This is a genomic window from Ruegeria meonggei (genome assembly GCF_042768335.1).
GTDB classification, from domain to species: Bacteria; Pseudomonadota; Alphaproteobacteria; order Rhodobacterales; family Rhodobacteraceae; genus Ruegeria; species Ruegeria meonggei.
In genome coordinates this window covers 1,307,822-1,329,134 of the sequence record NZ_JAXHBT010000001.1, presented here as the reverse complement: position 1 = coordinate 1,329,134, position 21,313 = coordinate 1,307,822, and the positions used below count along the sequence as shown (strand labels likewise).

21 protein-coding genes are annotated in these 21,313 nt (G+C 56.3%); 16 read left to right on the top strand and 5 right to left on the bottom strand.

Going from position 1 to position 21,313, the window contains the following annotated elements:
* Positions 1 to 4: 4 nt before the first annotated feature.
* A complete protein-coding gene (locus SJY13_RS06605) occupies positions 5 to 1,063 on the top strand; it encodes a 2Fe-2S iron-sulfur cluster-binding protein (protein ID WP_377189199.1) in 1,059 nt (352 codons plus the stop codon).
* Between the two features lie 278 nt (positions 1,064 to 1,341).
* On the opposite strand, the gene SJY13_RS06600 is transcribed toward SJY13_RS06605, so the two are convergent.
* Together SJY13_RS06600 and SJY13_RS06595 are read right to left on the bottom strand one after the other, a co-directional pair.
* Complete coding sequence (locus tag SJY13_RS06600) at positions 1,342 to 3,027, bottom strand: tryptophan halogenase family protein (protein ID WP_377189196.1); 1,686 nt, start codon at positions 3,025 to 3,027, stop codon at positions 1,342 to 1,344.
* A gap of 236 nt (positions 3,028 to 3,263) precedes the next feature.
* The gene (locus SJY13_RS06595) at positions 3,264 to 4,148 is read right to left on the bottom strand and encodes a helix-turn-helix domain-containing protein (protein WP_377189193.1); all 885 of its coding nucleotides are present in this window, start codon (positions 4,146 to 4,148) and stop codon (positions 3,264 to 3,266) included.
* A 322-nt stretch (positions 4,149 to 4,470) separates the two neighbouring features.
* Between SJY13_RS06595 and SJY13_RS06590 the strand changes: the two genes are divergently transcribed.
* The 4 genes from SJY13_RS06590 (at position 4,471) to SJY13_RS06575 (ending at position 7,510) form a co-directional block, all read left to right on the top strand.
* Positions 4,471 to 5,250, top strand: a complete 780-nt coding sequence (locus SJY13_RS06590; protein ID WP_377189190.1) for a sterol desaturase family protein — start codon at positions 4,471 to 4,473, stop codon at positions 5,248 to 5,250.
* The gene (locus SJY13_RS06585) at positions 5,237 to 5,413 is read left to right on the top strand and encodes a hypothetical protein (RefSeq protein WP_377189187.1); all 177 of its coding nucleotides are present in this window, start codon (positions 5,237 to 5,239) and stop codon (positions 5,411 to 5,413) included. The genes SJY13_RS06590 and SJY13_RS06585 overlap by 14 nt, the downstream gene beginning before the upstream one ends.
* A 270-nt stretch (positions 5,414 to 5,683) precedes the next feature.
* The gene (locus SJY13_RS06580; protein ID WP_377189184.1) at positions 5,684 to 6,967 is read left to right on the top strand and encodes an NADH:flavin oxidoreductase/NADH oxidase family protein; all 1,284 of its coding nucleotides are present in this window, start codon (positions 5,684 to 5,686) and stop codon (positions 6,965 to 6,967) included.
* A 12-nt stretch (positions 6,968 to 6,979) separates the two neighbouring features.
* Complete coding sequence (locus tag SJY13_RS06575; RefSeq protein ID WP_377189181.1) at positions 6,980 to 7,510, top strand: GNAT family N-acetyltransferase; 531 nt, start codon at positions 6,980 to 6,982, stop codon at positions 7,508 to 7,510.
* 7 nt (positions 7,511 to 7,517) lie between these two features.
* Here the strand turns inward: SJY13_RS06575 and SJY13_RS06570 are convergent, their stop codons facing one another.
* Genes SJY13_RS06570 through SJY13_RS06560 form a run of 3 tightly spaced genes read right to left on the bottom strand, consistent with a single transcriptional unit; the run spans position 7,518 to position 8,619 of the window.
* Positions 7,518 to 7,994 carry a lipocalin-like domain-containing protein gene (locus SJY13_RS06570; protein ID WP_377189178.1) on the bottom strand — a complete coding sequence of 159 codons (477 nt, stop codon included), beginning with the start codon at positions 7,992 to 7,994 and terminating at the stop codon, positions 7,518 to 7,520.
* A gap of 10 nt (positions 7,995 to 8,004) precedes the next feature.
* Entirely contained in the window at positions 8,005 to 8,292 is a 288-nt protein-coding gene (locus tag SJY13_RS06565) for a GNAT family N-acetyltransferase (RefSeq protein WP_377189175.1), read from the bottom strand.
* A gap of 54 nt (positions 8,293 to 8,346) precedes the next feature.
* Positions 8,347 to 8,619, bottom strand: a complete 273-nt coding sequence (locus tag SJY13_RS06560; protein WP_377189172.1) for a hypothetical protein — start codon at positions 8,617 to 8,619, stop codon at positions 8,347 to 8,349.
* A gap of 650 nt (positions 8,620 to 9,269) precedes the next feature.
* Here SJY13_RS06560 and SJY13_RS06555 point away from each other — a divergent pair.
* The 11 genes from SJY13_RS06555 (at position 9,270) to xylB (ending at position 21,309) form a co-directional block, all read left to right on the top strand.
* Positions 9,270 to 10,589 (top strand): ABC transporter substrate-binding protein, encoded by a 1,320-nt coding sequence (locus SJY13_RS06555; protein WP_377189169.1) that lies wholly within the window; start codon positions 9,270 to 9,272, stop codon positions 10,587 to 10,589.
* A gap of 81 nt (positions 10,590 to 10,670) precedes the next feature.
* On the top strand, positions 10,671 to 11,618 hold the full coding sequence (locus tag SJY13_RS06550; RefSeq protein ID WP_085821930.1) for a carbohydrate ABC transporter permease: 948 nt from the start codon (positions 10,671 to 10,673) through the stop codon (positions 11,616 to 11,618).
* Positions 11,615 to 12,553: a carbohydrate ABC transporter permease gene (locus tag SJY13_RS06545; RefSeq protein WP_377189166.1), complete on the top strand. Its 939-nt coding sequence runs from the start codon at positions 11,615 to 11,617 to the stop codon at positions 12,551 to 12,553. The genes SJY13_RS06550 and SJY13_RS06545 overlap by 4 nt, the downstream gene beginning before the upstream one ends.
* On the top strand, positions 12,550 to 12,738 hold the full coding sequence (locus SJY13_RS06540; RefSeq protein WP_377189163.1) for a hypothetical protein: 189 nt from the start codon (positions 12,550 to 12,552) through the stop codon (positions 12,736 to 12,738). The genes SJY13_RS06545 and SJY13_RS06540 overlap by 4 nt, the downstream gene beginning before the upstream one ends.
* 2 nt (positions 12,739 to 12,740) lie before the next feature.
* Positions 12,741 to 13,838, top strand: a complete 1,098-nt coding sequence (locus tag SJY13_RS06535) for an ABC transporter ATP-binding protein (protein ID WP_377189160.1) — start codon at positions 12,741 to 12,743, stop codon at positions 13,836 to 13,838.
* Positions 13,831 to 14,823, top strand: a complete 993-nt coding sequence (locus SJY13_RS06530; RefSeq protein ID WP_377189157.1) for an ABC transporter ATP-binding protein — start codon at positions 13,831 to 13,833, stop codon at positions 14,821 to 14,823. Before SJY13_RS06535 ends, SJY13_RS06530 begins: the two co-directional genes overlap by 8 nt.
* 11 nt (positions 14,824 to 14,834) lie before the next feature.
* Positions 14,835 to 16,457 carry a dihydroxyacetone kinase subunit DhaK gene (locus tag SJY13_RS06525; RefSeq protein WP_377189154.1) on the top strand — a complete coding sequence of 541 codons (1,623 nt, stop codon included), beginning with the start codon at positions 14,835 to 14,837 and terminating at the stop codon, positions 16,455 to 16,457.
* A gap of 37 nt (positions 16,458 to 16,494) precedes the next feature.
* On the top strand, positions 16,495 to 17,523 hold the full coding sequence (locus SJY13_RS06520; protein WP_377189151.1) for a LacI family DNA-binding transcriptional regulator: 1,029 nt from the start codon (positions 16,495 to 16,497) through the stop codon (positions 17,521 to 17,523).
* A 27-nt stretch (positions 17,524 to 17,550) separates the two neighbouring features.
* Positions 17,551 to 18,606 carry a sugar phosphate isomerase/epimerase family protein gene (locus tag SJY13_RS06515; protein ID WP_377189148.1) on the top strand — a complete coding sequence of 352 codons (1,056 nt, stop codon included), beginning with the start codon at positions 17,551 to 17,553 and terminating at the stop codon, positions 18,604 to 18,606.
* Entirely contained in the window at positions 18,606 to 19,760 is a 1,155-nt protein-coding gene (locus SJY13_RS06510; protein ID WP_377189145.1) for a Gfo/Idh/MocA family protein, read from the top strand. The genes SJY13_RS06515 and SJY13_RS06510 overlap by 1 nt, the downstream gene beginning before the upstream one ends.
* 91 nt (positions 19,761 to 19,851) lie before the next feature.
* The gene (gene xylB, locus SJY13_RS06505) at positions 19,852 to 21,309 is read left to right on the top strand and encodes a xylulokinase (RefSeq protein ID WP_377189142.1); all 1,458 of its coding nucleotides are present in this window, start codon (positions 19,852 to 19,854) and stop codon (positions 21,307 to 21,309) included.
* Positions 21,310 to 21,313: the final 4 nt, after the last annotated feature.

The window sequence follows — 21,313 nt, the reverse complement described above, 5'->3', positions numbered from 1 at the left end:
TGCTATGAATCCCAACTTCTTTTCCCTGCGGATTGCTGAAACCCAGCCCGAGATCAAAGGCGAAGCCACAAGTGTGATCTTTGACCTGCCTGCCAAACTGGCCGAGACCTTTCGCTGGCAGGCAGGGCAGCATGTCACTTTGCGCTTCCACCTCAACGACACAGAGCAACGCCGCAGCTACACTATTTCCAACCCACCAGGTGCCCCTCTGCGCATCACGGTAAAACGGGTGGTCGATGGGATAGTGTCCAATCATATCGGCGACCACTTAACGCCCGGCGACATGATCGATGTCATGCCGCCATTTGGTCAGTTTTCACTTTCGCCGGATGCACTGAACCGTCGTACCCATTACTTCTTTGGCGCAGGCAGCGGTATCACGCCGCTTTTTGCAATGATCAATGCTGTGCTTGAAGAAGAGCCTCATTCAGTGGCGCATTTGATCTACGGCAACATCGATGACGGTAGCATCATCTTTCACAATGAACTGGGCAAGTTGACAGCGGAGCATGGCAGCCGATTCACTGTGCGTCATGTCTTGTCCGCTCCGTCGATGTGGCGTTCCATTAGTCCGTGGCGAAAGGGGCGCGTGGATGCAGGTTTGATAAAGGATGCGATCGCCGAAACCCCACCCGTGGCACAAGATGTTCAGTATTGGGTCTGCGGTCCCGGAACAATGAATGCCGACGTGAAGGATGCTCTGATGGCGCTGGATGCACCGGCAAGCCGTATTCACATGGAAAGCTTTGGCGGGGGCGAGGTCGCAGCGCCCAGTGTGATTGGTGTCGCCGCCAATGCAAAGGTTGAACTGGATGGGGCGGTACACGATGTTTCCGTCGCAGAGAACGAAACCCTGCTCAATGCGGTGCTCTCAGCGGGCCTCGCACCCCCTTTCAGTTGCCAATCCGGAGTATGCGGCGCCTGCAAGGCGCGCCTGACAAATGGCCAGGTTCACATGCGCGCCAGAATGGCTCTTGAAGATAGCGACATCGCACGAGGAGATATACTATCCTGTCAGAGTGTTGCTGCGTCGGATAAATTGAGCATTAGCTTCGACAAGTAAGTGCAGGATTTTGGCGCTATGCTGGATCTCTTAAATTAAAAAGAACTGGCCTCGAAGTAGTTTGTCGTCTTGCGATCAAAGGCCCGCTGCCGGCTAGGCCAATGCAAAGAGGCGGCGCGCCTGTCACCCATTCGTCGCGGTTCCGCTGCAATCCTTGTAGGCAAAAACGGCTCTCTGACCAAACGCTCCTGGCCAATGGCCTCTTTGAGGGCAGAGGTTTAACGCTCCACACCTAAATTGATCCAAGAAGAGCCTTTCGCGCAGAGCGCCAAAAATATCTAGAACAGCTGCAAGTCCTTCGCGCCGCTTTGGATTTCGGCAAAATCCGGCATGTTCTGGATCGTCACGGGTGCTGGTGCCACGCCCGGCATCGCAACTGTCGGTTTCACCGCCGCCGCCTTGCCAAAGGCTGGTTTCTCCAACTCTCCTCGGATATCGCGCAGCAGCGTTTTGTGATCCGGCATCGTTTTGATTATCTGCGCAAGATCTGCTTTCGCGCGCTTCATGCCCTGGAACCAGACCGGCTTCTTCAACGGACGCAGACGATCACGGATGCCAGTGCCATAGCCTGTATCATAGGCCTGTTTGCCCAACAGAACTGTCTGATACACGCGATGGTCAAATAGCGTGGCGAACTCGATATCGTGGTCCATCGGCAGGCGGTGTTGCCACAATTCTAGATTCTCGGCCAACCGATCGGGTAACTTCATCTCCGTTCGTGCATCGATCCAATACTGGTCATCGGTGCGGTTGCCCAATCGATAGTGGAGGCAGATGAATTCCAGAACCTCATCGTAGAGCTTGTTCATCTGCCGATTGTATCTTGTCCGCAACGATGGCTCGATGTCGCGCGTCGGCAAGTGTTCTGCGAACCAGCGCACCGCATGATCCACCATATGGATCGCGGTACTCTCTAACGGTTCTATAAACCCGCCGGATAGACCGATCGCGACACAGTTCTTGACCCAGGCATTGCGCACACGCCCGATGCGCATTGGGATTACGCGCGGCGTCGCACCCTTGCCGCTGTCCCCAAGCCATTCGAGGTATTCATCCGCCGCCTGATCATCCGTACGATGCGCCGATGAGAACACATAGCCTGTGCCCACACGGTTGAAGAGCGGCACCCGCCATGTCCAACCCGCGCCAAGTGCTGTAGACCGAGTGAGGCTTTCGATCTTATCTGGATCGGGATGTTCGATCTGCAACGCCAGGGCGCGATCGTTGGGCAGGTAATCCGAATAGTCCATAAACGGCTCACCAAGGGCTTGATTTATTATCAACCCGCGAAATCCGGTGCAATCCACGACCATTTCGATGTCATGGCGGCCGGCGCGCTCCAACATCAGATGGCTGACGTTGCCCTGTTCATCCAGCTCAACGGCTTTTACCTCATCCTGGATGTGCTCCACGCCGCGATTGGTGCAAACCTTGGTGAGCATGCCTGCAAACTTTACCGCGTCCAGATGATACGCATAGCCAAACCGCTGTTCAAATTCGGGCTGGCCCAACTGCCGCGCGCCTTTGCACAGGCGGCCGAGATGATCGTGCGGCGAGATTGACTGCGTAAAGTCCCGATCTCCGTTGCCAAAGCGCAAGAAATACTCGGCAGCTTCCAACCCTTCCACCATCTGGCCGTGGGCAAAGGGGTTCACATAATCGATGCGATTACCCTTGGCGTCCTTGTTCCAGTTGCAAAACTTGACACCCAGTTTGAACGACGCGTTGGTTTCGCGGAAAAATTCTCGCTCTGAAATACCCGCCTGACGGAGCGTGACCGGCATGCGCGGCACTGTGGCCTCACCTACACCTACGGTGGCTATGTTGGGGCTTTCGATCAGGCAGATGCGCGGACGATCCTTGGGTGCTGAGGTGCGGGAAAGCACCATATCCAGAAGCAGCGCGGTCATCCAACCTGCCGTGCCGCCACCTACAATGGTGACCTTGCGCAAACGATTATTCATGTTAGTTCGTCCCTGTTGGCTTGTGGGATTTTACAGCTGCCTTCCGCTTTTTGTTTTGGGCGTTGTTTGGCAGCTTTCCCTTTTGGCTTGAGGGAAACTATAACAGCTTTCCTGCACCTCGCTAGGGGGGAGTCTGTCAGATAAACTATGCCAGGCACGGTGTGGTGCGCTGGGCAGCGTCCACGCACGATCAAGTGGTATGCGTTCGGTTCCTGCCGTTGTTTCAGTGGCGAGCATTAGGCCACAGGGCGTGAGGCCGCGGGTGAAACACGAGCATTTCGATACGCGGTTGGGGATTGATCGTGTATCTGGCGAAACGCCCTGTTAAACGGCCCGATCGAAGCAAAACCAACATCGTAGGCGATTGTCAGAACCGGCGTATCGGCGCAGGTCGGATCGGACAACACCTCACACGCGGCTTCGATCCTGAACTTGTTGATGTATTGCGCAAAATTGCGGTAGCCGAGCCCTTTGTTGATTGCGGTACGAACTCTGTGTTCGGGCGCCGCTGTTGCCGCTGCGAGCTGCGCGATTGTAAGGCCTTCGGTGCGCCAGATGCCATCACCCATCGCGGTCTCGACCCGGTGCAACACTGCAGCATCAGCGCCTGACAGGGGCATGGCAGTCTTTGCCTTGACCGCTTGCTGCGGGGGCCAGACGCCGGGGGCAACTCGAACCGCCCAAAGCAGGAACAGAAGTGTCAGCACCAGAAATCCTGCGGCATGCAGGGGGTATATCCAAGGCGGCAGGTTGCTATCAAGTCTCAGTAACTCAATCCCTGAAATCCCTAGCCCCATCAGAGCCATGAGCGCCACAAACCACCTGCGGAACCGGCGACGGGTTTCGACCAGATCACCCGAGGCAGTGGATACGGCAATGCCGAGTAATCCAGCATATAGTAAGACGACGAGAACGCCCCGGACCGTTGCAGCGACGGGTAGAAAGGGTGCAAGCCACGTACTGACCACGACCAGGGCCGCCGCCACGCCATGCCACGGCCGGAACGCCGGACGGTCAATGAAAACTTCGGCACCGGCCCAGACCGACAATACAGGCACAAGGCCGGCACCCAGGATCAGTACCGTCTCGGCTCTCTCAAGTCCCAGGTTCGGCGACGACACGAGAAGGTAAGCGATAAGTCCTATGCAGAGGGCTGGCACTGACAGACCTCGGGGCCAATGGGCACGGTGCGCCAAAAAGACCAATGCGCAAATTGCCAGCGCGGTTACCGCCCCGCCCCTCAGAAGCAGATCAAATCTTGTTGCGACATCTTCCATTTCCCGAGCGAAGCCGAGACCTGTGATCCAGTCAACCGGCCTGGGCACGCCGATTTTGGAAAAGCCGCGCCGATTTTCGAAAACACTAGGCAGTTTCCAACTTCAGCGAGAGGGTCACATGGATCCCCGTCAATGTCTCGTCCTGTAATTCCAATCGGAGGCAACCATGGAAAATCACTGCATTATTCGTCACCTTGCCGAGACATTCTCGGGCGTTCTGACAATTGACCTGCTGCGCTATCTTGTTGGGGCGGGTGGTGTCTATCTGATAGTGAACCTGGCGCTGGCTGCGCGACTTTACACACGCAAGATACGGCCAGACACACCTCCGCTCAGCCAGATACGCCGCGAGATTCTTGTTAGTCTGCGCACCGTTCTGGCCTTTACCCTGACCGGAACTCTGATCGCATTGGGGGCGGAGGCGGGGATCATCCCGATCTATACTGAAATCGGCAGTTACGGATGGACGTATCTGGTCTTCAGTACGGTGGTTCTGATCGTTGCCCATGATGCGTGGTTTTACTGGTCCCACCGGATGTTGCACTACCCACCGCTATTCCGGCGCTTTCACCGGTTGCATCACAGATCACACAATCCGACGCCCTTCACCTCGTATAGTTTCGATCTGGGTGAAGCGGTGACGAACGCAATTTACCTGCCACTGATCCTGCTTGTCGTGCCAGCGCATCCGGTGGCGATCCTGATTTTCGTCACTCATATGATGTTGCGTAACGCGATCGGTCATTCCGGGTACGAGCTGTTTCCGGCAAACCGGCACGGCAAGCCGTTGTTTGGCTGGATGACGACAGTCACCCATCATGACCTGCATCACGCCCATGCGGGTTATAACCTTGGCCTATACTTTTCCTGGTGGGACCGCGTGATGGGAACGGAACATCCCGATTACCACACCGAGTTTCGTAAGGTCGCACATGCAACCCCCTGACGCCGGGGTCCTGTTCGATCCCTGTGTGCGCGTGCCCCGTGCGATCAAAGACCCAACGGCTTCAATCCCGGAAATGGCAACAAACGATCCGCGCCCCTTCGCGCCGAGAAAGGGCAGATCGGCCTTGGCTAATCGCATTGGGGCCAAGACCATCATCCCGTAACCATCATACCAGGTGCCTTTGGCCAGTGGGAGACGCAGCCTGGGGGCACCTTTTATCTCTGGGGCAGGGCCCTTGGCAGTGATGGGGATGGCCTTACTGCGTTTCAAGCAGCTGCGGATCACTTGGGCCCTAAGTTCGGGCGTGCCATTGGACAGTCTGGGTCGTTTTAGTGTTTGCCAGAACGGCCGCAGTTCGGGCACCTTATACCAATGCTCGAAATACCAATGCTCGAAAACGGGATTTGGTTCCAAGCGATTGTGGGGAAAGAAAATGCGCAGATTCGATTTATCGAAACCTCTGGATCTGCCATGTGGTGTCCGCTTGAAGAACCGCTTTTCCAGAAGCGCGATGACCGAGGCGCTGGCTGGTTCCGATGATGCCCCCAACGAGGCCCATCAGACATTATACAAACGGTGGTCCAGCGGCGGTATGGCCATTCAGATGACCGGCAACGTCATGGTCGACCGGCGATATCTTGAACGACCTGGAAATGTGGTTGTCGAGGACGATACCGTATTGGCGGCGCTGCAACTCTGGGCCTCGGCTGCCAAGTCGGGAGGTAGCCAAATCTGGATGCAGATCAGCCATCCGGGCCGCCAATGCCCTATCGTCGTCAATATGCGCCCGCTGTCCCCGTCCGATGAAAAGCTGCGCATTCTGGGTCTTTTCGGCAAACCAAAAGCGATGACGCCTGACGATATCGAGGATGCGATCCGGCGGTACGCACACACCGCAAGGATCGCGTGTCAGGCCGGATTTGATGGTGTTCAGATCCATGCGGCACATGGTTACCTGGTCAGTCAATTTCTGTCTCCGATCACCAATCAACGAACGGACGAATGGGGCGGTTCTCTGGAAAACCGGGCGCGGTTTCTGCGGCGGGTGTACGTAGCGATCCGGGCCGAAGTGGGGCCGGATTTCCCGGTTGCAGTAAAGCTCAACTCTGCCGATTTCCAGAAAGGTGGCTTTACGATCGAGGACAGTTGCCGCGTTGCGCAAATGCTTGAGCTGGACGGGATTGACCTGATCGAGCTGTCTGGTGGTACGTATGAGCAGATGAGTTTCGTCAACGGCACACAAGAGAAACAACGCGACAGCACAATCAGGCGCGAGGCCTATTTCCTGGAATATGCCCGCGAGGTTCGCAAGGCGGTCTCTGTCCCGCTTATGGTCACCGGCGGCTTTCGCAGCATTACGGCAATGGAGCGGGCCATCTCTGAGGACGGCATCGACATGATCGGTCTTGCGCGCCCCTTATGTGTTCAGCCGGACGCCGTGGCCGAGATGCTGGATGGCAAGGTCGAACGCATTGGTATCGAAGAAGACGGGCTGGTTATCGGCAAAGGTCGGTTTGGGGTGAACGCCCGGAACTGGCTGATCAATCTGGTTAACACTGTGTCCCGGGTTGAATATTATGCCTGGCAGATGACGCGCATGTCGCGCGGCGAACAGCCCCAAACCGAAGCGCGCAATAATGCGATCGGGTATTTCCTGTGGTACCTCAACCGCACAACGCTTTTGGGTTTGCGCCGTCAGTTTGCACGCCGCAGTTAGGGAAAATACATGATGTCATACGAGATTTCATTTGTGTCCACTGTGGTCAACCTGCCGGAGTTTGAATCGTTGTTGTTCGAGTATTACTCGGACGTTTTGCAAACGGCTGCTGCGGCCGGATTGCCAAAGCTTGCGCCGGAAGACATGGTGCGGTCTTCGCTGGAAAACCTGGATCAGATGCTGCCACCGGACGGGCGGCTAGTGTTGGCTCAATCTGAAAATGGACGCCTGCTTGGCTGCGCCACATTGCGCCGGATACGACCTGACGCGGCCGAGATGAAGCGCATGTTCGTTCGCCCCGAAGCACGGCGCATGGGGATGGCGCGGCGTCTGTTTGAAATGCGCCTGGAAGAGGCAAAAAGGATGGGCTGCACTGCGGTCTATGCAGATACGGTCAAGGGCAACCGACCGATGCTGTCGATGTACGAAAAATTCGGGTTTCAATACATCGATCGGTACCCGGAAAACGCAAACCCAATCGAGTTTGAGCCCTACCTTGTCTACCTTGAGTACCGCTTTGAAGGTAGAGACTCGTCTTCGTAAATGCCTGCTATTCGGCCCGTTTCCAAATCACATAAGCAGTGACCCGCTCTCCTTGAAAAACGGCACCGGCCGCGCTTAGCGTCATTTGAGGGCCGTCAAATCTGATATCGCGAATTTGGTCAGTGCCGACCCAATTTGGGCACGACGCATGTGTGACGTGGTGCGTGACCTGATCACCGCTGACCCTGTATCGCCCGGCATAGCTGATCTGAGATTTCATCGCAGCTGAATCCTCTGCCTCTGATCCACCAAACGGGTCGTTAATGTGGTAAAGCTGGCGATCTGCGGCCATCAAATGGACGAAGACATGTCCGTCGCTCGAATAGCTTATGTATCCGGTCGCGTTCTGCCCCAGGGGATAGTGCTTTTGACCGGTTTCGTTCTGATTGTACCAATCCAGCATCTCCCATGTGCCGATAAGAGGATTGTCGGTCGCGGCGGTGTTTATAGTGTCGATAAATGTGCCCTCGCTGTTGTGATCCATGCCACGCTGATCACAGTGGCAGAACCATGTGCAGGTGCGTTCCTACGCCATGCTGATCAGCAAGTTGAGGAACTCGCGTTTCGACCGCAACTTGCATTCCGATCCGTTTATAGAACTGCACCGCATCATTATCCGCCGCAACATCCAGACAAACGCGGACACAACCAGCAGCCTTTGCTTTTGCGATTGCGGCGTCGATTAGGTTGCGCCCAATACCCTGGTGACGAGCGTCCGCAGATACGGCCAGGTCGAACACAAAATACGACCCATCCAACCCGTGCGGGAAAAGCTGCGTCATCAGGTCGAAGGCGGTGTCGAGGTGTTTTCTGAATGCGGGCCCTTCGGTTTCACCTTATCGCTTTCGTGTTTGTACAAAATGCGCATCGAACTCTTCGAGCGTGTGCGAGACGAGGACGCCAGCAACCTTCTGACCCTGCATCGCAAGGCATGTCTGTTTGTGGCACACGATGCCAGTGGTTTCCGACCAGTCGTAGGCAAAGACCCGGTGCCAGCGGCCTTTGGTTCCGAATAGGAACTTCATCAACGGAATATCGACGGTCCAGATCAGGTCGGCGATTGGCCCGGGCGGTGTATCGGCGCGCGCTTCGACAACAGACGTTTGCATGATGAACGGTCCTAACAATATCGGTGTCAGCCGACCCTAGCCGAATACTGCGCTTGATGGCCATGAATTATGGAATGTGTTCGGGCTGAGGATTCTCACCCTGGTAACTCCTAGCTGTCCAACGATGCAGCCCGTATTTGTGACAGGCGAACCCAACGGGTTTTGCCGAATTCAGCCTGCAAGTTTGAAAACCTCAAGCGGTTTGCGAATGCCGAATGTACTACGCTTCTGGGGGGGGGGTATCGCAGGGCAGGGATCATTGAACAGGACCAAGGTGCCGTCAGTTACGGTGGTAGGTAGGAACCGTTTGAGCTTGCCCATCCGTCATTGGCTGGGAATGGCGCGGCGTTCGCCTGAGCAATACCAGTGCTCATTTGGGGGTCTTTGACAGTTGTGACAACCGGGTGCCGCACTGATGGGCTTTCATCGGCGTTTCAAGTTCCTGACCACTCTTTCGAAAGCGAAGAGTGGTCGAGTGCCAATTAAATTATTAAAGACAATGGGTTGTCTTATTTTTATGCAGTTTTAGATGGCGCTATGAGGTACGAACCTCAGAAATATCTGGACTTGAGGTGCGTACCTCAAATAGCCTTGGACCCATGCCGCGATTCGCACATCCTCGATTGACGGCGCTAAAAAGGGAGGAATGGATGACTTACTCAAAACTGGCCTCGGCCAGCGCAATAGTCCTTGCCGCTACTACTCTTTCTACAACGGCAAAAGCCGATGATTTGACGTTGTGTTGGGCGGCCTGGGACCCGGCCAATGCGCTTGTCGAACTGTCCAAGGAATTCGAAGCCGAATCCGGCCACACAATGAATTTTGAGTTCGTGCCGTGGCCGAACTTTGCAGACCGGATGCTGAACGAGCTGAACTCGGGCGGTAAGCTGTGTGATCTGCTGATTGGCGACAGCCAGTGGATTGGCGGTGGTGCTGAAAACGGCCATTATGTCCAACTGAACGAGTTCTTTGATGCTGAAAGCATCAGTATGGATGATTTTGCGCCAGCCACGGTCTATGCCTACTCGACCTGGCCCAAAGGCACCCCAAATTACTACGCGCTGCCTGCAATGGGCGATGCCAACGGATGGTTCTATCGCAAGGACTGGTTCGACGATCCCGAGATACAAGCCGCCTACAAAGAAGCCACCGGGCAGGACCTGCGCGAGCCGGAATCCCAGAAAGAACTGCTGCAGATCGCACAGTTTTTCCAGGGACGCGAAATTGACGGCAAGACAGTCTATGGCGCTGCGATCTTTACCGAGCGTGGTTCGGAAGGCATCACAATGGGTGTGACCGGCGCGCTGTATCCATGGGGATTCAAATATGAAAATACCCCGGGGTCTTACGACATGGAAGGCGCGGTGAATTCGCCAGAGGCGGTTGAAGCATTGGAATTCTACAAAGAGTTCTACAAGACAGCGACACCTCCGGGATACACGAATTCTTACATGGGTGAGAGCCTGGACGCCTTTAAGTCGGGTCAGGTCGCCATGGCGATGAACTGGTTTGCGTTCTTCCCGGGTCTTTACGCCGACCCCAATACCGGCGGTGACAAGATCGACTTCTTTGTGAATCCACCGCAGAATGTCGCCGGATCAACACTTGGCGGGCAGGGTATTTCGGTTGTCAGCTACTCCGAAAAACAGGATGCGGCGCTGGAATACATCAAATGGTTCGCGCAGCCTGCGGTACAGGCCAAGTGGTGGGAGCTGGGCGGATATTCCGCGCATAACTCAGTGCTGCAGGATCCGGGGTTTGTTGATAGCGCCCCATTTGCCGGTGATTTCCTGTTGGCCATGAATGACGTTCAGGATTTCTGGCAAGAGCCGGCCTACGCAGAACTGCTGCTGGCGATGCAAAAGCGTATTCATGACTATGTCGTGGCCGATCAAGGCACGGCACAAGAAGCGCTGGATCTGCTGATCGAGGATTGGACCGAGACCTTCCAGGACGAAGGCAAGCTGTAATCCGGAAACAGGACAGGAGCGGGCTCTGACCCGCTCCTGCTTTTCCCTCAGAGTCTGCAACCGACAAGAACTGGCAAAGAGATGTCTGACAGGACCGTAGATCGCGTTGCGCAGGCAACGCCCGTGCGAGTTGCGCGAAAAATTCGGGGACTATCTGATCGGGCGATTGCCTGGATCTTTATCTCTCCCACGATCTTCTTGCTGCTTGCGATCAATATCTTTCCTCTAATCTGGACCATCCAGCTGAGCTTTACCAATTTCAAAGCCAACCGGATCGGGCGTGAGGTCAAGGATGTCGGGTTCAGGAATTATGAACGCATCCTGACGGATTCTGATACCTGGCTGAACATGCAGGCGACGGCGCATTTTCTGTTCTGGACGATCTTCTTTCAAGTCCTGATCGGGTTCACGCTGGCATGGCTGCTGAACAAGAAATTCAGGGGCAATGACCTTTGGACGACGATCATCGTGTTGCCGATGATGCTGTCTCCGGCGGTGGTCGGGAATTTCTGGAAGTTCCTCTATCAACCGCAGATCGGTCTGTTCAATTACATCGTGTCCTGGTTCACCGGTAAAGACCCATCCAGCTTTGAGATGTTGGGATCGGTCCAGTTGGCACCTTGGGCGATTGTGATCGTGGACACCTGGATGTGGACGCCGTTTGTGATGCTGATCTGCTTGGCCGGGCTGCGCAGCATCCCCGATTACATCTATGAGGCCGCAGAAGTCGACCGGGCCAGCAAGCTGCGGCAGTTCTTTACCATTACTATCCCGATGGTGCTGCCATTCCTGATGCTGGCGGTTCTTTTCCGTGGGATCGAAAACTTTAAGATGTTTGATCTTGTGGTCCAGCTGACTGGCGGCGGGCCGGGTTCGACGACCGAATTGACGTCGATCAATCTGAAACGCGAAGCGTTCGAGAAATGGCGGACGGGCTATGCCTCGGCCTACGCAATCATCTTGTTTGTCACGGTGTTTGGGTTGGCGTCCATTTACGTGAAAGCCTTGAACAAGGTGAAACAACGATGAGCAGTTTTTCAGTCACCGAACCCTCAAAACGGTCCAAGTGGGTCGCAGGTACTTTGGTCGTCACCTATGCGCTTATCACCATGATCCCGCTGGTCTGGATTCTGTTAACTGGCTTCAAATCACCTGCAGATGCCATCAGTTATCCCCCTAAGGTCGTGTTCGACCCGACACTTGAGGGATACGTGAACCTGTTCACCACCCGCACTCGGCAAACGCAGGAGTTTCTAAACGCGAACCCGCCACAGAACTGGGCGGATGAGATTGTCAGGCAGTATGATATGGTGATCGTCGGACCGTCCAAGTTTGGCGAACGCTTTATGAATTCGGTGATCATCGGGTTCGGATCTACCTTCCTGAGCATCTTCCTGGGCACGCTGGCGGCTTATGCGTTCAGCCGGTTCAAAGTGCCGCTTAAGGATGATCTGCTGTTTTTTATCCTCAGCACGCGGATGATGCCCCCGGTGGCCGTGGCCATTCCAATCTTCCTGATGTTCAGAAACCTGGGGCTCAGTGACACGCATCTGGGGATGATCCTGCTGTACACGGGCGTTAATATCTCACTCGCGGTTTGGCTGCTGAAGGGGTTCATCGACGAAATCCCGCGCGAGTATGAAGAGGCGGCGCTGATCGACGGCTACACCCGGTTCCAGGCATTCTACAAAGTGGTCCTGCCACAGGCCGCCACTGGCATCGCGTCGACCGCTATTTTCTGCCTTATCTTTGCGTGGAACGAATACGCGTTCGCCGTGTTGCTGACCTCGGCCACCGCGCAGACCGCGCCTCCTTTCATCCCGACCATCATCGGTGTTGGCGGGTTGGATTGGCCTGCTGTTGCGGCGGGCGCGACGATATTCCTGATCCCGGTGATGATTTTCACCATTCTGATGCGCAAACACCTGCTGCGTGGAATTACCTTTGGAGCGGTACGCAAATGAGTGATTTTCTGTCAGGTCTGCTGCGATTTCGTCGTGGCCCATGGGAAATGGTTGCAACGATCCTGATTGCGATTGGTGTCTTTATGCTGATGCAACCGTTTGTCCTTTGGGCGTTCACATACTCATTCATCGTCACGCTGATCGGAACGGTTATGTTCATCGTCGTCAGCCATTTTCCGGAGTAGAAATGGCCCAGATCGTAGTTAAAAACGTCAAGAAGATGTTCGGCGATTTTACCGCTGTCCGCGAAAGCTCGTTCACGATTGAAGATGGCGAGTTCTTTATGCTGCTGGGCCCCTCCGGCTGTGGAAAGACCACAACATTGCGGATGATCGCGGGACTTGAACTTCCGACCTCTGGTGAGATTTTCCTGGACGGAGAGGAAATCAGTCAACGGCCACCGTCCGAGCGGGATATCGCCTTTGTTTTTCAGATGTTCGCCCTGTACCCGCATATGAACGTGCGCAAGAACATCAGCTATCCGCTGATCTCGCAGGGCATGCCGCGGGCGGCAGTGAAAGCAAAAGTCGCCGAAGTTGCGGGTATTTTGGGTATCCAAGACATTTTGGACAACCCTGTGGGTGGCTTGTCGGGTGGTGACCGGCAGCGTGTCGCACTTGGGCGCGCCATCGTGCGCGAACCAAAGGCTTTCATGATGGACGAGCCTCTTGGCGCGCTGGATGCCGAGTTTCGCGAACACATGGCAGAAGAGCTGCGCGGGCTGCATGATCGCATGGGAGCCACGACGGTTTACGTCACCCATGATCAGCTGGAAGCCATGCAAATGGGCGACAAGATTGTTGTGATGAACAACGCGGTGATTGAACAATTCGGAACCCCGCAGGAAATCTATGACAAGCCCGCGACGATGTTTGTTGCCGATTTCATCGGGTCGCCGTCCATGAACTTTCTGAAATTTCAGGGCAAGGTGGAACCCGGGTCGGACATGGTACGCTTGAACGGCCATGATGAGACCGTGCCGCAGTCGCTGGAAGCCGCCGAGGGCGAGCTGGTGTTTGGTGTCCGCCCCGAGCATGTGTTTTTGTCCGACAACAGCAGCTATCGCGCCAAGGTATTGGCCGCAGAGTATCTGGGAACCACCCAGATCGTGACGCTGCAAAGCCCAAACGGAGAGTTGAAGGCCCGCATAGATGCGCGCGATACCGTTGGCCCCGGCGAAACCGTCGGGCTGGAGTTCCGGTCCGCGATGGTGACCCTGTTTGACCAGTCCACAGGCCGGGCATTGCGATCTGTCCTGAACGATGAGGTGCTGTCCAATGGCTGAAGTCGTACTGGACCAAATCTCAAAATCTTTCGGCAGCCTGAAGGCGGTTGATAATATCTCGATGACCATCCCGGATGGGGCTTTTGTTGTGCTGCTAGGGCCGACCGGGGCGGGAAAAACAACAACGTTGCGGTTGATTTCGGGGCTTGAAAAGCTGGATTCCGGTTCGATCCGCATTGATGGTCGGGATGTCGGGCTTGAAACGCCAGCCCAACGCGATGTGGCCATGGTGTTTCAGCAATACTCGCTTTACCCGCATATGACCGTGCGCGAAAACCTGTCCTTCCCGCTGCGATCCCCGATCCTCAGGACGCCTGAAGATGAGATCACGCGGAAAGTGGGCGAAGTCGCGGAAATCCTTCAGATTCCGCACAAGCTGGACAACAAGGCAACCGAACTGTCGGGCGGCGAAATGCAGCGCGTTTCAATCGGGCGTGCGCTGGTCCGGGATCCACAGATTTTCCTCATGGACGAACCGCTCAGCTCGTTGGATGCCAAGCTGCGGGCGGATTTGCGGATTGAGTTGAAAAGAATTCAGGCCGATTTGGGCTCTACGCTGTTGTATGTGACGCATGATCAGGTCGAGGCGATGACCATGGCAACGCATATCGGTGTTTTGGAGGATGGCAAGCTTGTCCAATATGGCACCCCTCGGGATATCTATGAAAACCCGGGCAGCGTGTATGTCGCCAGCCGTCTTGGTTTGCCGCGGATCAATATCCTGCCGTCCGAGCTGTTTGGTGGCGATCACAAAGGCCCTCAGATCGGTCTGCGTCCCGAAAATATCGTCGAAGGCGATGGCGTTGAGGCCCGTGTGATCCGTGCTGAACATCTGGGTGACCAGACAAGGTTGCATCTTGATCTGAACGGGCACCCGATTGTGACCCTTATTGATGTCCATCAGGACTACCCTGCCAGAAAGACTATTAAAATCAGACCCAACAACCCGTTGTATTTCGACGCGTCCGGCGCGCGCGTGACCTAAGGAGCAAAAGCATGGCCCAGTTCCTCAACACCAAAGAAACCCTTGTGACGGACGCGATAGACGGCCTTTTGGCCTCGTCGGGCGGCACACTGACACGGTTGGACGGGTACCCCCACATCAAGGTGGTCTACCGTTCTGATTGGGACAAGTCCAAGGTTGCGCTGGTGTCTGGCGGTGGGTCGGGCCACGAACCCGCGCATGCAGGGTTTGTCGGGGCTGGAATGCTGACCGCAGCGGTTTGTGGCGAGGTCTTTGCCTCGCCGTCCGTTGAGGCCGTACTGGCGGGAATTCTGGCGGTGACGGGTGAGGCGGGATGCTTGCTGATTGTCAAGAACTATACCGGCGACCGGCTGAATTTTGGATTGGCCGCCGAGCGTGCGCGCGCCTTGGGTCGCAAAGTGGAAATGGTTGTGGTCGATGACGACATTGCCCTGCCAGACCTTCCGCAACCCCGTGGCGTTGCGGGTACGTTGTTTGTTCATAAAATCGCAGGCGCGTTAGCCGAAGGCGGCGCGGATCTGAACGCGGTGACCAATGCGGCCAATGCGGTCATTGCAAAAGTTGTCAGCATCGGCATGAGCCTGGATACATGCACCGTTCCGGGATCGCCGAAAGAAGACAGAATTGCACCGGGAAAAGCGGAATTGGGATTGGGCATCCATGGCGAGCCCGGCGTACAGCAGGTGGATTTTGCAGATGCTGTTACGGCGATGTCCACAGTTGTCGAAAAACTGAAACAACGGGTAGATGCGGGCGAATGCGTGGCGCTGGTGAATAACCTGGGCTCGACAACGCCGCTGGAAATGGCGGTTCTGACCCACGCGCTGTCCGAGACAGGCTTTGCGCGCCACATCATCGGGCCTGCGCCGATGATGACCTCGCTAGATATGCATGGGTTTTCCGTGTCGGTCTTGCCGGTTGGTTCTGATGAGTTGGTGGCCCTCAAAGGCCCGGTCGATCTTGCCGCGTGGCCGGGGATCAATTCTATTGCCCCGGTAAAGATTGCGCCGTTGCCGGATGGGTTGACACCAATCGATCCGATCCCCTCGAACAACTCGGCCACCAAGGACACGATCACCCGACTGTCTGCTCTGTTGATTGGCGCCGAACAAGACCTGAATGCGCTGGATGCCAAATCCGGGGACGGTGACACAGGCAGCACTTTGGCTACCGCGGCCCGGGCTTTGCAAGGCAGTCTGGACCGGATGCCTTTGGCCGATCTGACACAGCTGTTTCCCGCGCTGGGCAATGAATTGAGCCAGACCATGGGTGGCTCGTCCGGCGTGATCCTGGCGATCTTCTTCAACGCGGCAGGGGACGCTTGTGCAAGTGGAGCGTCAGTGCCCAAGTCGCTGGTTGAAGGGTTGAACAGAGTCCGCCAGGTGGGCGGCGCCAAACTGGGTGACCGGACAATGATTGACGCGCTTGAACCCGCGTTGGACGCGTTGCCCGATGGATTGCCCCAGGCCGCGAAGGCCGCGCGAGAAGGCGCTGATAATACGGCAAATATTCACCGTGCCAAGGCGGGCCGAGCAGCCTATGTTCCCGAAGAAAACCTGATTGGACACAACGACCCCGGCGCTGAAGCGGTCGCATTGTTGTTCGAAGGGTTGGCGCAGGAGATTGAGGGCTAGCAGACCAGTGGAAGACCAAAAGCAAAAACTGGAATTGGTGAAGAAACCAACGGTGAACGACATCGCGCGGGTGGCTGGCGTCAGCCTGGCAACGGTTGATCGCGTGTTGAACAGGCGGCCCGGCGTTCGGGCGGTGACCGTCCAGAAAGTGCAAAAAGCAATTGATGAGCTGGGCTATGTCCGCGACACCGCCGCCGCAAATCTTGCGCGCAATCGGGTCTACAATTTCCTGTTTGTTCTGCCAGACACGGATAACGAATTTGTCGAGGCGCTCAGCACTCAGATCGGTGAACAGTCGTGGGACCAGTTCATTGAACGGACGCGAATGACGATCAAAAAGGTCGCTCCGTTTGATCCGCAGGACATTGTTGAAATCCTGGACGGTGTCGATGGGCGTGATGTTGACGGTGTCGCCGTTTTTGGCCCGGAAACGCCATCTGTCCGGGACGCAGTGAAAAGGGTTCGGGACAAGGGCGTGCCGGTTGTTGCGTTGGTGTCTGACCTTCCCAGCTCGGATCGGGATCATTTCGTCGGAATTGACAACGTATCCGCCGGACGCACGGCGGCCCAGTTGATGGGGCGGTTTGTGCACCGGCCCGGCAAGGTTCTGGTTCTGACAGGTTCCCGCCTGGCACGGGACCATCTTGAGCGGCGTCAGGGCTTTGATCTGGTCGTCGCCGAAGAGTTTCCACATCTCGAAGTTGTCGCATCCGTCGAAGGCCGCGATGATCCGGATCTGATCTACAAGATGATGCCCGAGATTTTTGAGACCTATCCTGATCTGGTCGGAATATATTCTTCTGCCGCAGGCAATGCCGGGCTTGTCCAGTTCCTGTCTGAAAGCAAGATCAGTAAAGGCCTGGCAATTATCGCCCACGAACTGACACCACTGAGCCGCGAGGCGCTGTGCCGTGGCACGTTCGACGCGCTGATTTCACAGGATTCGGGACATATCGTTCGGTCTGCCGTGCGTCTTCTGCGCGCGACATCCGACAAGGTTCCGTTCAACAGGGCGCAGGAACGCATTCGCATCGACATCTACCTTAAGGAAAATTTGCCGCCATAGAGGCATAGGTTTTGGGGAGGAAACACTATGAAGACGATTAAAGGCCCGGCTCTGTTCTTGGCCCAGTTCGCTGGGGACGATGCTCCGTTCAACTCATGGGATACGATCACGCGATGGGCCGCTGATTGTGGGTACAGGGGCGTTCAGTTGCCCAGCTGGGATGGCCGGCTGTTCGATCTTGAGGCAGCGGCCTCCAGTGTCGATTACTGCGATGAATTAAAAGGCAAAGCTAAGGAAAATGGCGTTGAAGTGACTGAGCTGTCTACCCACCTGCAGGGGCAGTTGGTTGCCGTCCATCCGGCCTATGATAAGGCTTTTGACGGGTTTGCGGCCGAAAGCGTTCGGGGAAACCCCAAGGCCCGGCAGGAATGGGCGGTGGATCAGGTCAAAAAGGCTCTGTCAGCATCCCGGAACATGGGTATTTCAGCGCATGCGACGTTTTCCGGTGCTTTGGCGTGGCCGTATATCTACCCATGGCCGCAACGCCCCGCTGGTCTGATCGAAACGGCATTTGATGAGCTGGCGCGGCGTTGGAAGCCTATTCTGGATCACGCGGAAGACTGCGGTGTGGATGTCTGTTACGAGATCCATCCGGGCGAGGATCTGCATGATGGTGTGACCTACGAGATGTTTCTTGAGAGGACGGGCAACCATGCGCGTGCCTGTATGCTGTACGATCCATCACACTACGTGCTGCAATGCCTTGATTACCTAGACAATATCGACATCTACAAAGATCGGATCCGGATGTTCCACGTCAAAGACGCCGAGTTCAATCCAACTGGTCGGCAGGGCGTGTATTCCGGGTATCAAAGTTGGGTTGATCGGGCCGGGCGGTTTCGGTCTCTGGGCGATGGTCAGGTGGATTTCGGGGCGGTCTTTTCGAAAATGGCGGCCAATGATTTTGACGGCTGGGCTGTGGTCGAATGGGAGTGCTGTCTGAAACACCCCGAGGATGGCGCGCGCGAGGGTGCTCAGTTCGTTTCGGACCATATCATTCGTGTGACCGAAAGGGCCTTTGATGACTTTGCGGATGGTGGGGCAGACGAAGCTGCCAACCGAAAAATGCTGGGGATTGACTGATGGTTACAGGGCGCAGCGAAGACAATTCGGGGCGTATTCGCCTGGGTATGGTTGGCGGTGGAAATGACGCCTTTATCGGAGGGGTGCATCGCATCGCGGCGCGGCTGGACGACAAGTTCGAACTGGTCGCCGGGGCCTTGTCCTCAACGCCTGAAAAGTCCCGCGAAAGCGGTGAGGCGCTGGCGCTTGCGCGGGTCTATGACGACTTCAAGCAGATGGCGATACGCGAAGCGCGGCTCAATTCCGGGATCGAGGCGGTGTCGATCGTCACCCCCAATCACATGCATTATGCGGCGGCACGTGAGTTTCTGAAACGCGGCATTCACGTCATTTGCGACAAACCGCTGACTTCGACGCTGAGGGATGCAAAGAAACTGGTCAAGGCAGCCGAAAGCGCGGACGCCTTGTTCATCCTGACCCACAATTACACGGGTTATCCGATGGTTCGGCAAGCGCGCGAGATGATTGCCAATGGTAAGATCGGGAAAATCCGTGTGGTTCAGGTTGAGTATCCACAAGACTGGCTGACCGAACAGCAGGATTTCAAGCAGGCAGAGTGGCGAACCGATCCCGAACGGTCAGGCGCGGGGGGCTCGACCGGAGATATCGGGACCCATGCCTACAACCTTGCCTGTTTCGTCACGGGACTGCAGGCCGAAAGCCTCGCTGCCGATCTACAGGCCTTTGTTCCCGGTCGTCAGGTTGACGACAATGCCCATGTCCTGCTGCGGTTCGATGGTGGGGCGCGTGGGATGCTTTGGTCCTCGCAGGTTGCACCGGGCAATGAAAACGCCCTCCGACTGCGTGTGTATGGGGAAAAGGGCGGATTGGAATGGGCGCAGGAAGATCCGAACTATCTGTGGTTTACGCCTTACGGTGAACCCAAGCGGTTGATCACTCGCAATGGGTCCGGTGCCGGAGAGGCGGCCAACCGGCTAAGCCGCGTACCACCTGGTCATCCAGAGGGGTACCTGGAAGGGTTTGCAAATATCTACAGCGAGGCCGCAGAAGCGATCCGTGCCTTCAGAACCAGTGCGTCGCCCGAGACGGCAGTGATGTATCCGACCATTCAGGATGGCCTCAACGGTGTGAAATTCGTCGCGGCGTGTGTACAAAGCTCGGCGCGTAACGCAGCTTGGGTCACGCTCGACTAGTATTCTCAGCTGGTGGGTTTGCGCGGGGGGCAGTGATCAAAAACAACAGGGGCGCGTGGCAGAGATTGCGTGTTTAAAGAAGGAGTTTCGAGTGTATTTAGGTTTGGATTTGGGGACATCTGGTCTTCGCGGGATTCTGGTGAACGACGACTGGAAAGTTGTCGCTGAGGCTGAGACAGGTATCGAGACCTCAACGCCCAAACCCGGCTGGTCCGAACAGGCACCGGAGGATTGGATTGAGGCCTGTAAGCAGGTGATTGCCGCGTTGCGCGCGGCAGATGCCAGTGCCTTGTCTGCAGTTCGTGGCATTGGGCTAAGCGGACACATGCACGGCGCGACCCTGCTGGACGCAGACGGCAAAGTACTGCGGCCGTGTATCCTTTGGAACGACACCAGATCCGCGCAAGAAGCGGCGGCCTTGGACCAGAAACCCGAGATGCGCGCTATTACCGGCAATATCGTTTTCCCCGGGTTCACAGCCCCCAAACTGGACTGGGTGCGAAATCACGAACCCGACGTGTTTGCCAAGACCGAAAAAGTTCTGCTGCCCAAGGACTATCTGCGGTTCTGGCTGACCGGAGATTACATTAGTGAGATGTCCGACAGTGCCGGGACCTCTTGGCTGGATGTGGGACAACGGGCGTGGTCGGAATCCGCCCTTGATCTAAGCCACATGACCGCCGATCAGATGCCCCGTCTGGTAGAAGGCAGCGCGCCCGGAGGAGAGCTTAGGGCGGGTTTGCTGCAGGAATGGGGCCTGTCCGGACCCGTTTTGGTCGCAGGAGGTGCCGGTGACAATGCCGCTGCGGCCTGTGGAATTGGCAGTATTGATGAGGGGTCAGGGTTTGTCTCGCTGGGCACATCCGGGGTTTTGCTTGTTGCAAAAAGCACGTACGCGCCAGACCCTGAAACCGCAGTTCATTGCTTTTGCCACGCGGTACCCGAGCGGTGGATTCAGATGGGTGTCATTCTGTCGGCCACAAACAGCATGAACTGGCTGTCCCGCAATCTCGGTCAATCTGTCGGATCACTGGCGGCTGCATTACCCGAAACACTGGCCGGTCCCTCATCCATTACCTTTCTGCCTTACCTGTCCGGTGAGAGGACGCCGCATAACAACAGCGATATCCGGGGGGCATTTCTTGGTATCGATGTGTCTGCCGGACCCGTCGATCTGACGCAATCTGTCATGGACGGCGTTGCCTTTGCCATGCGGGATTGTCTGGAGGCGTTGAAAAGCACTGGCACTGAACCTGAACGCTTGCTTGCCGTGGGGGGGGGCGCGCGCTCTCGGTTTTGGCTGGAAACGCTTGCGACCGTGTTAAAAGTGCCGCTTGCGCTGCCCGAGGGCAGTGAGTTCGGGGCCGCAATTGGAGCAGCTCGATTGGCCGCCTGTGCGGTCAGCGGTGTTAACCCCGGCGAAGTTATGGTGCCCCCTCAAATCTCGGACGTTATTGACCCGCGCGCGGATTTGTTCGACGTGTATGAAGTCGCGTATCAACGCTATGGGAAGTCCTACAAAGCCCTCGCGCCGCTCGCAGCTCGATAAAACA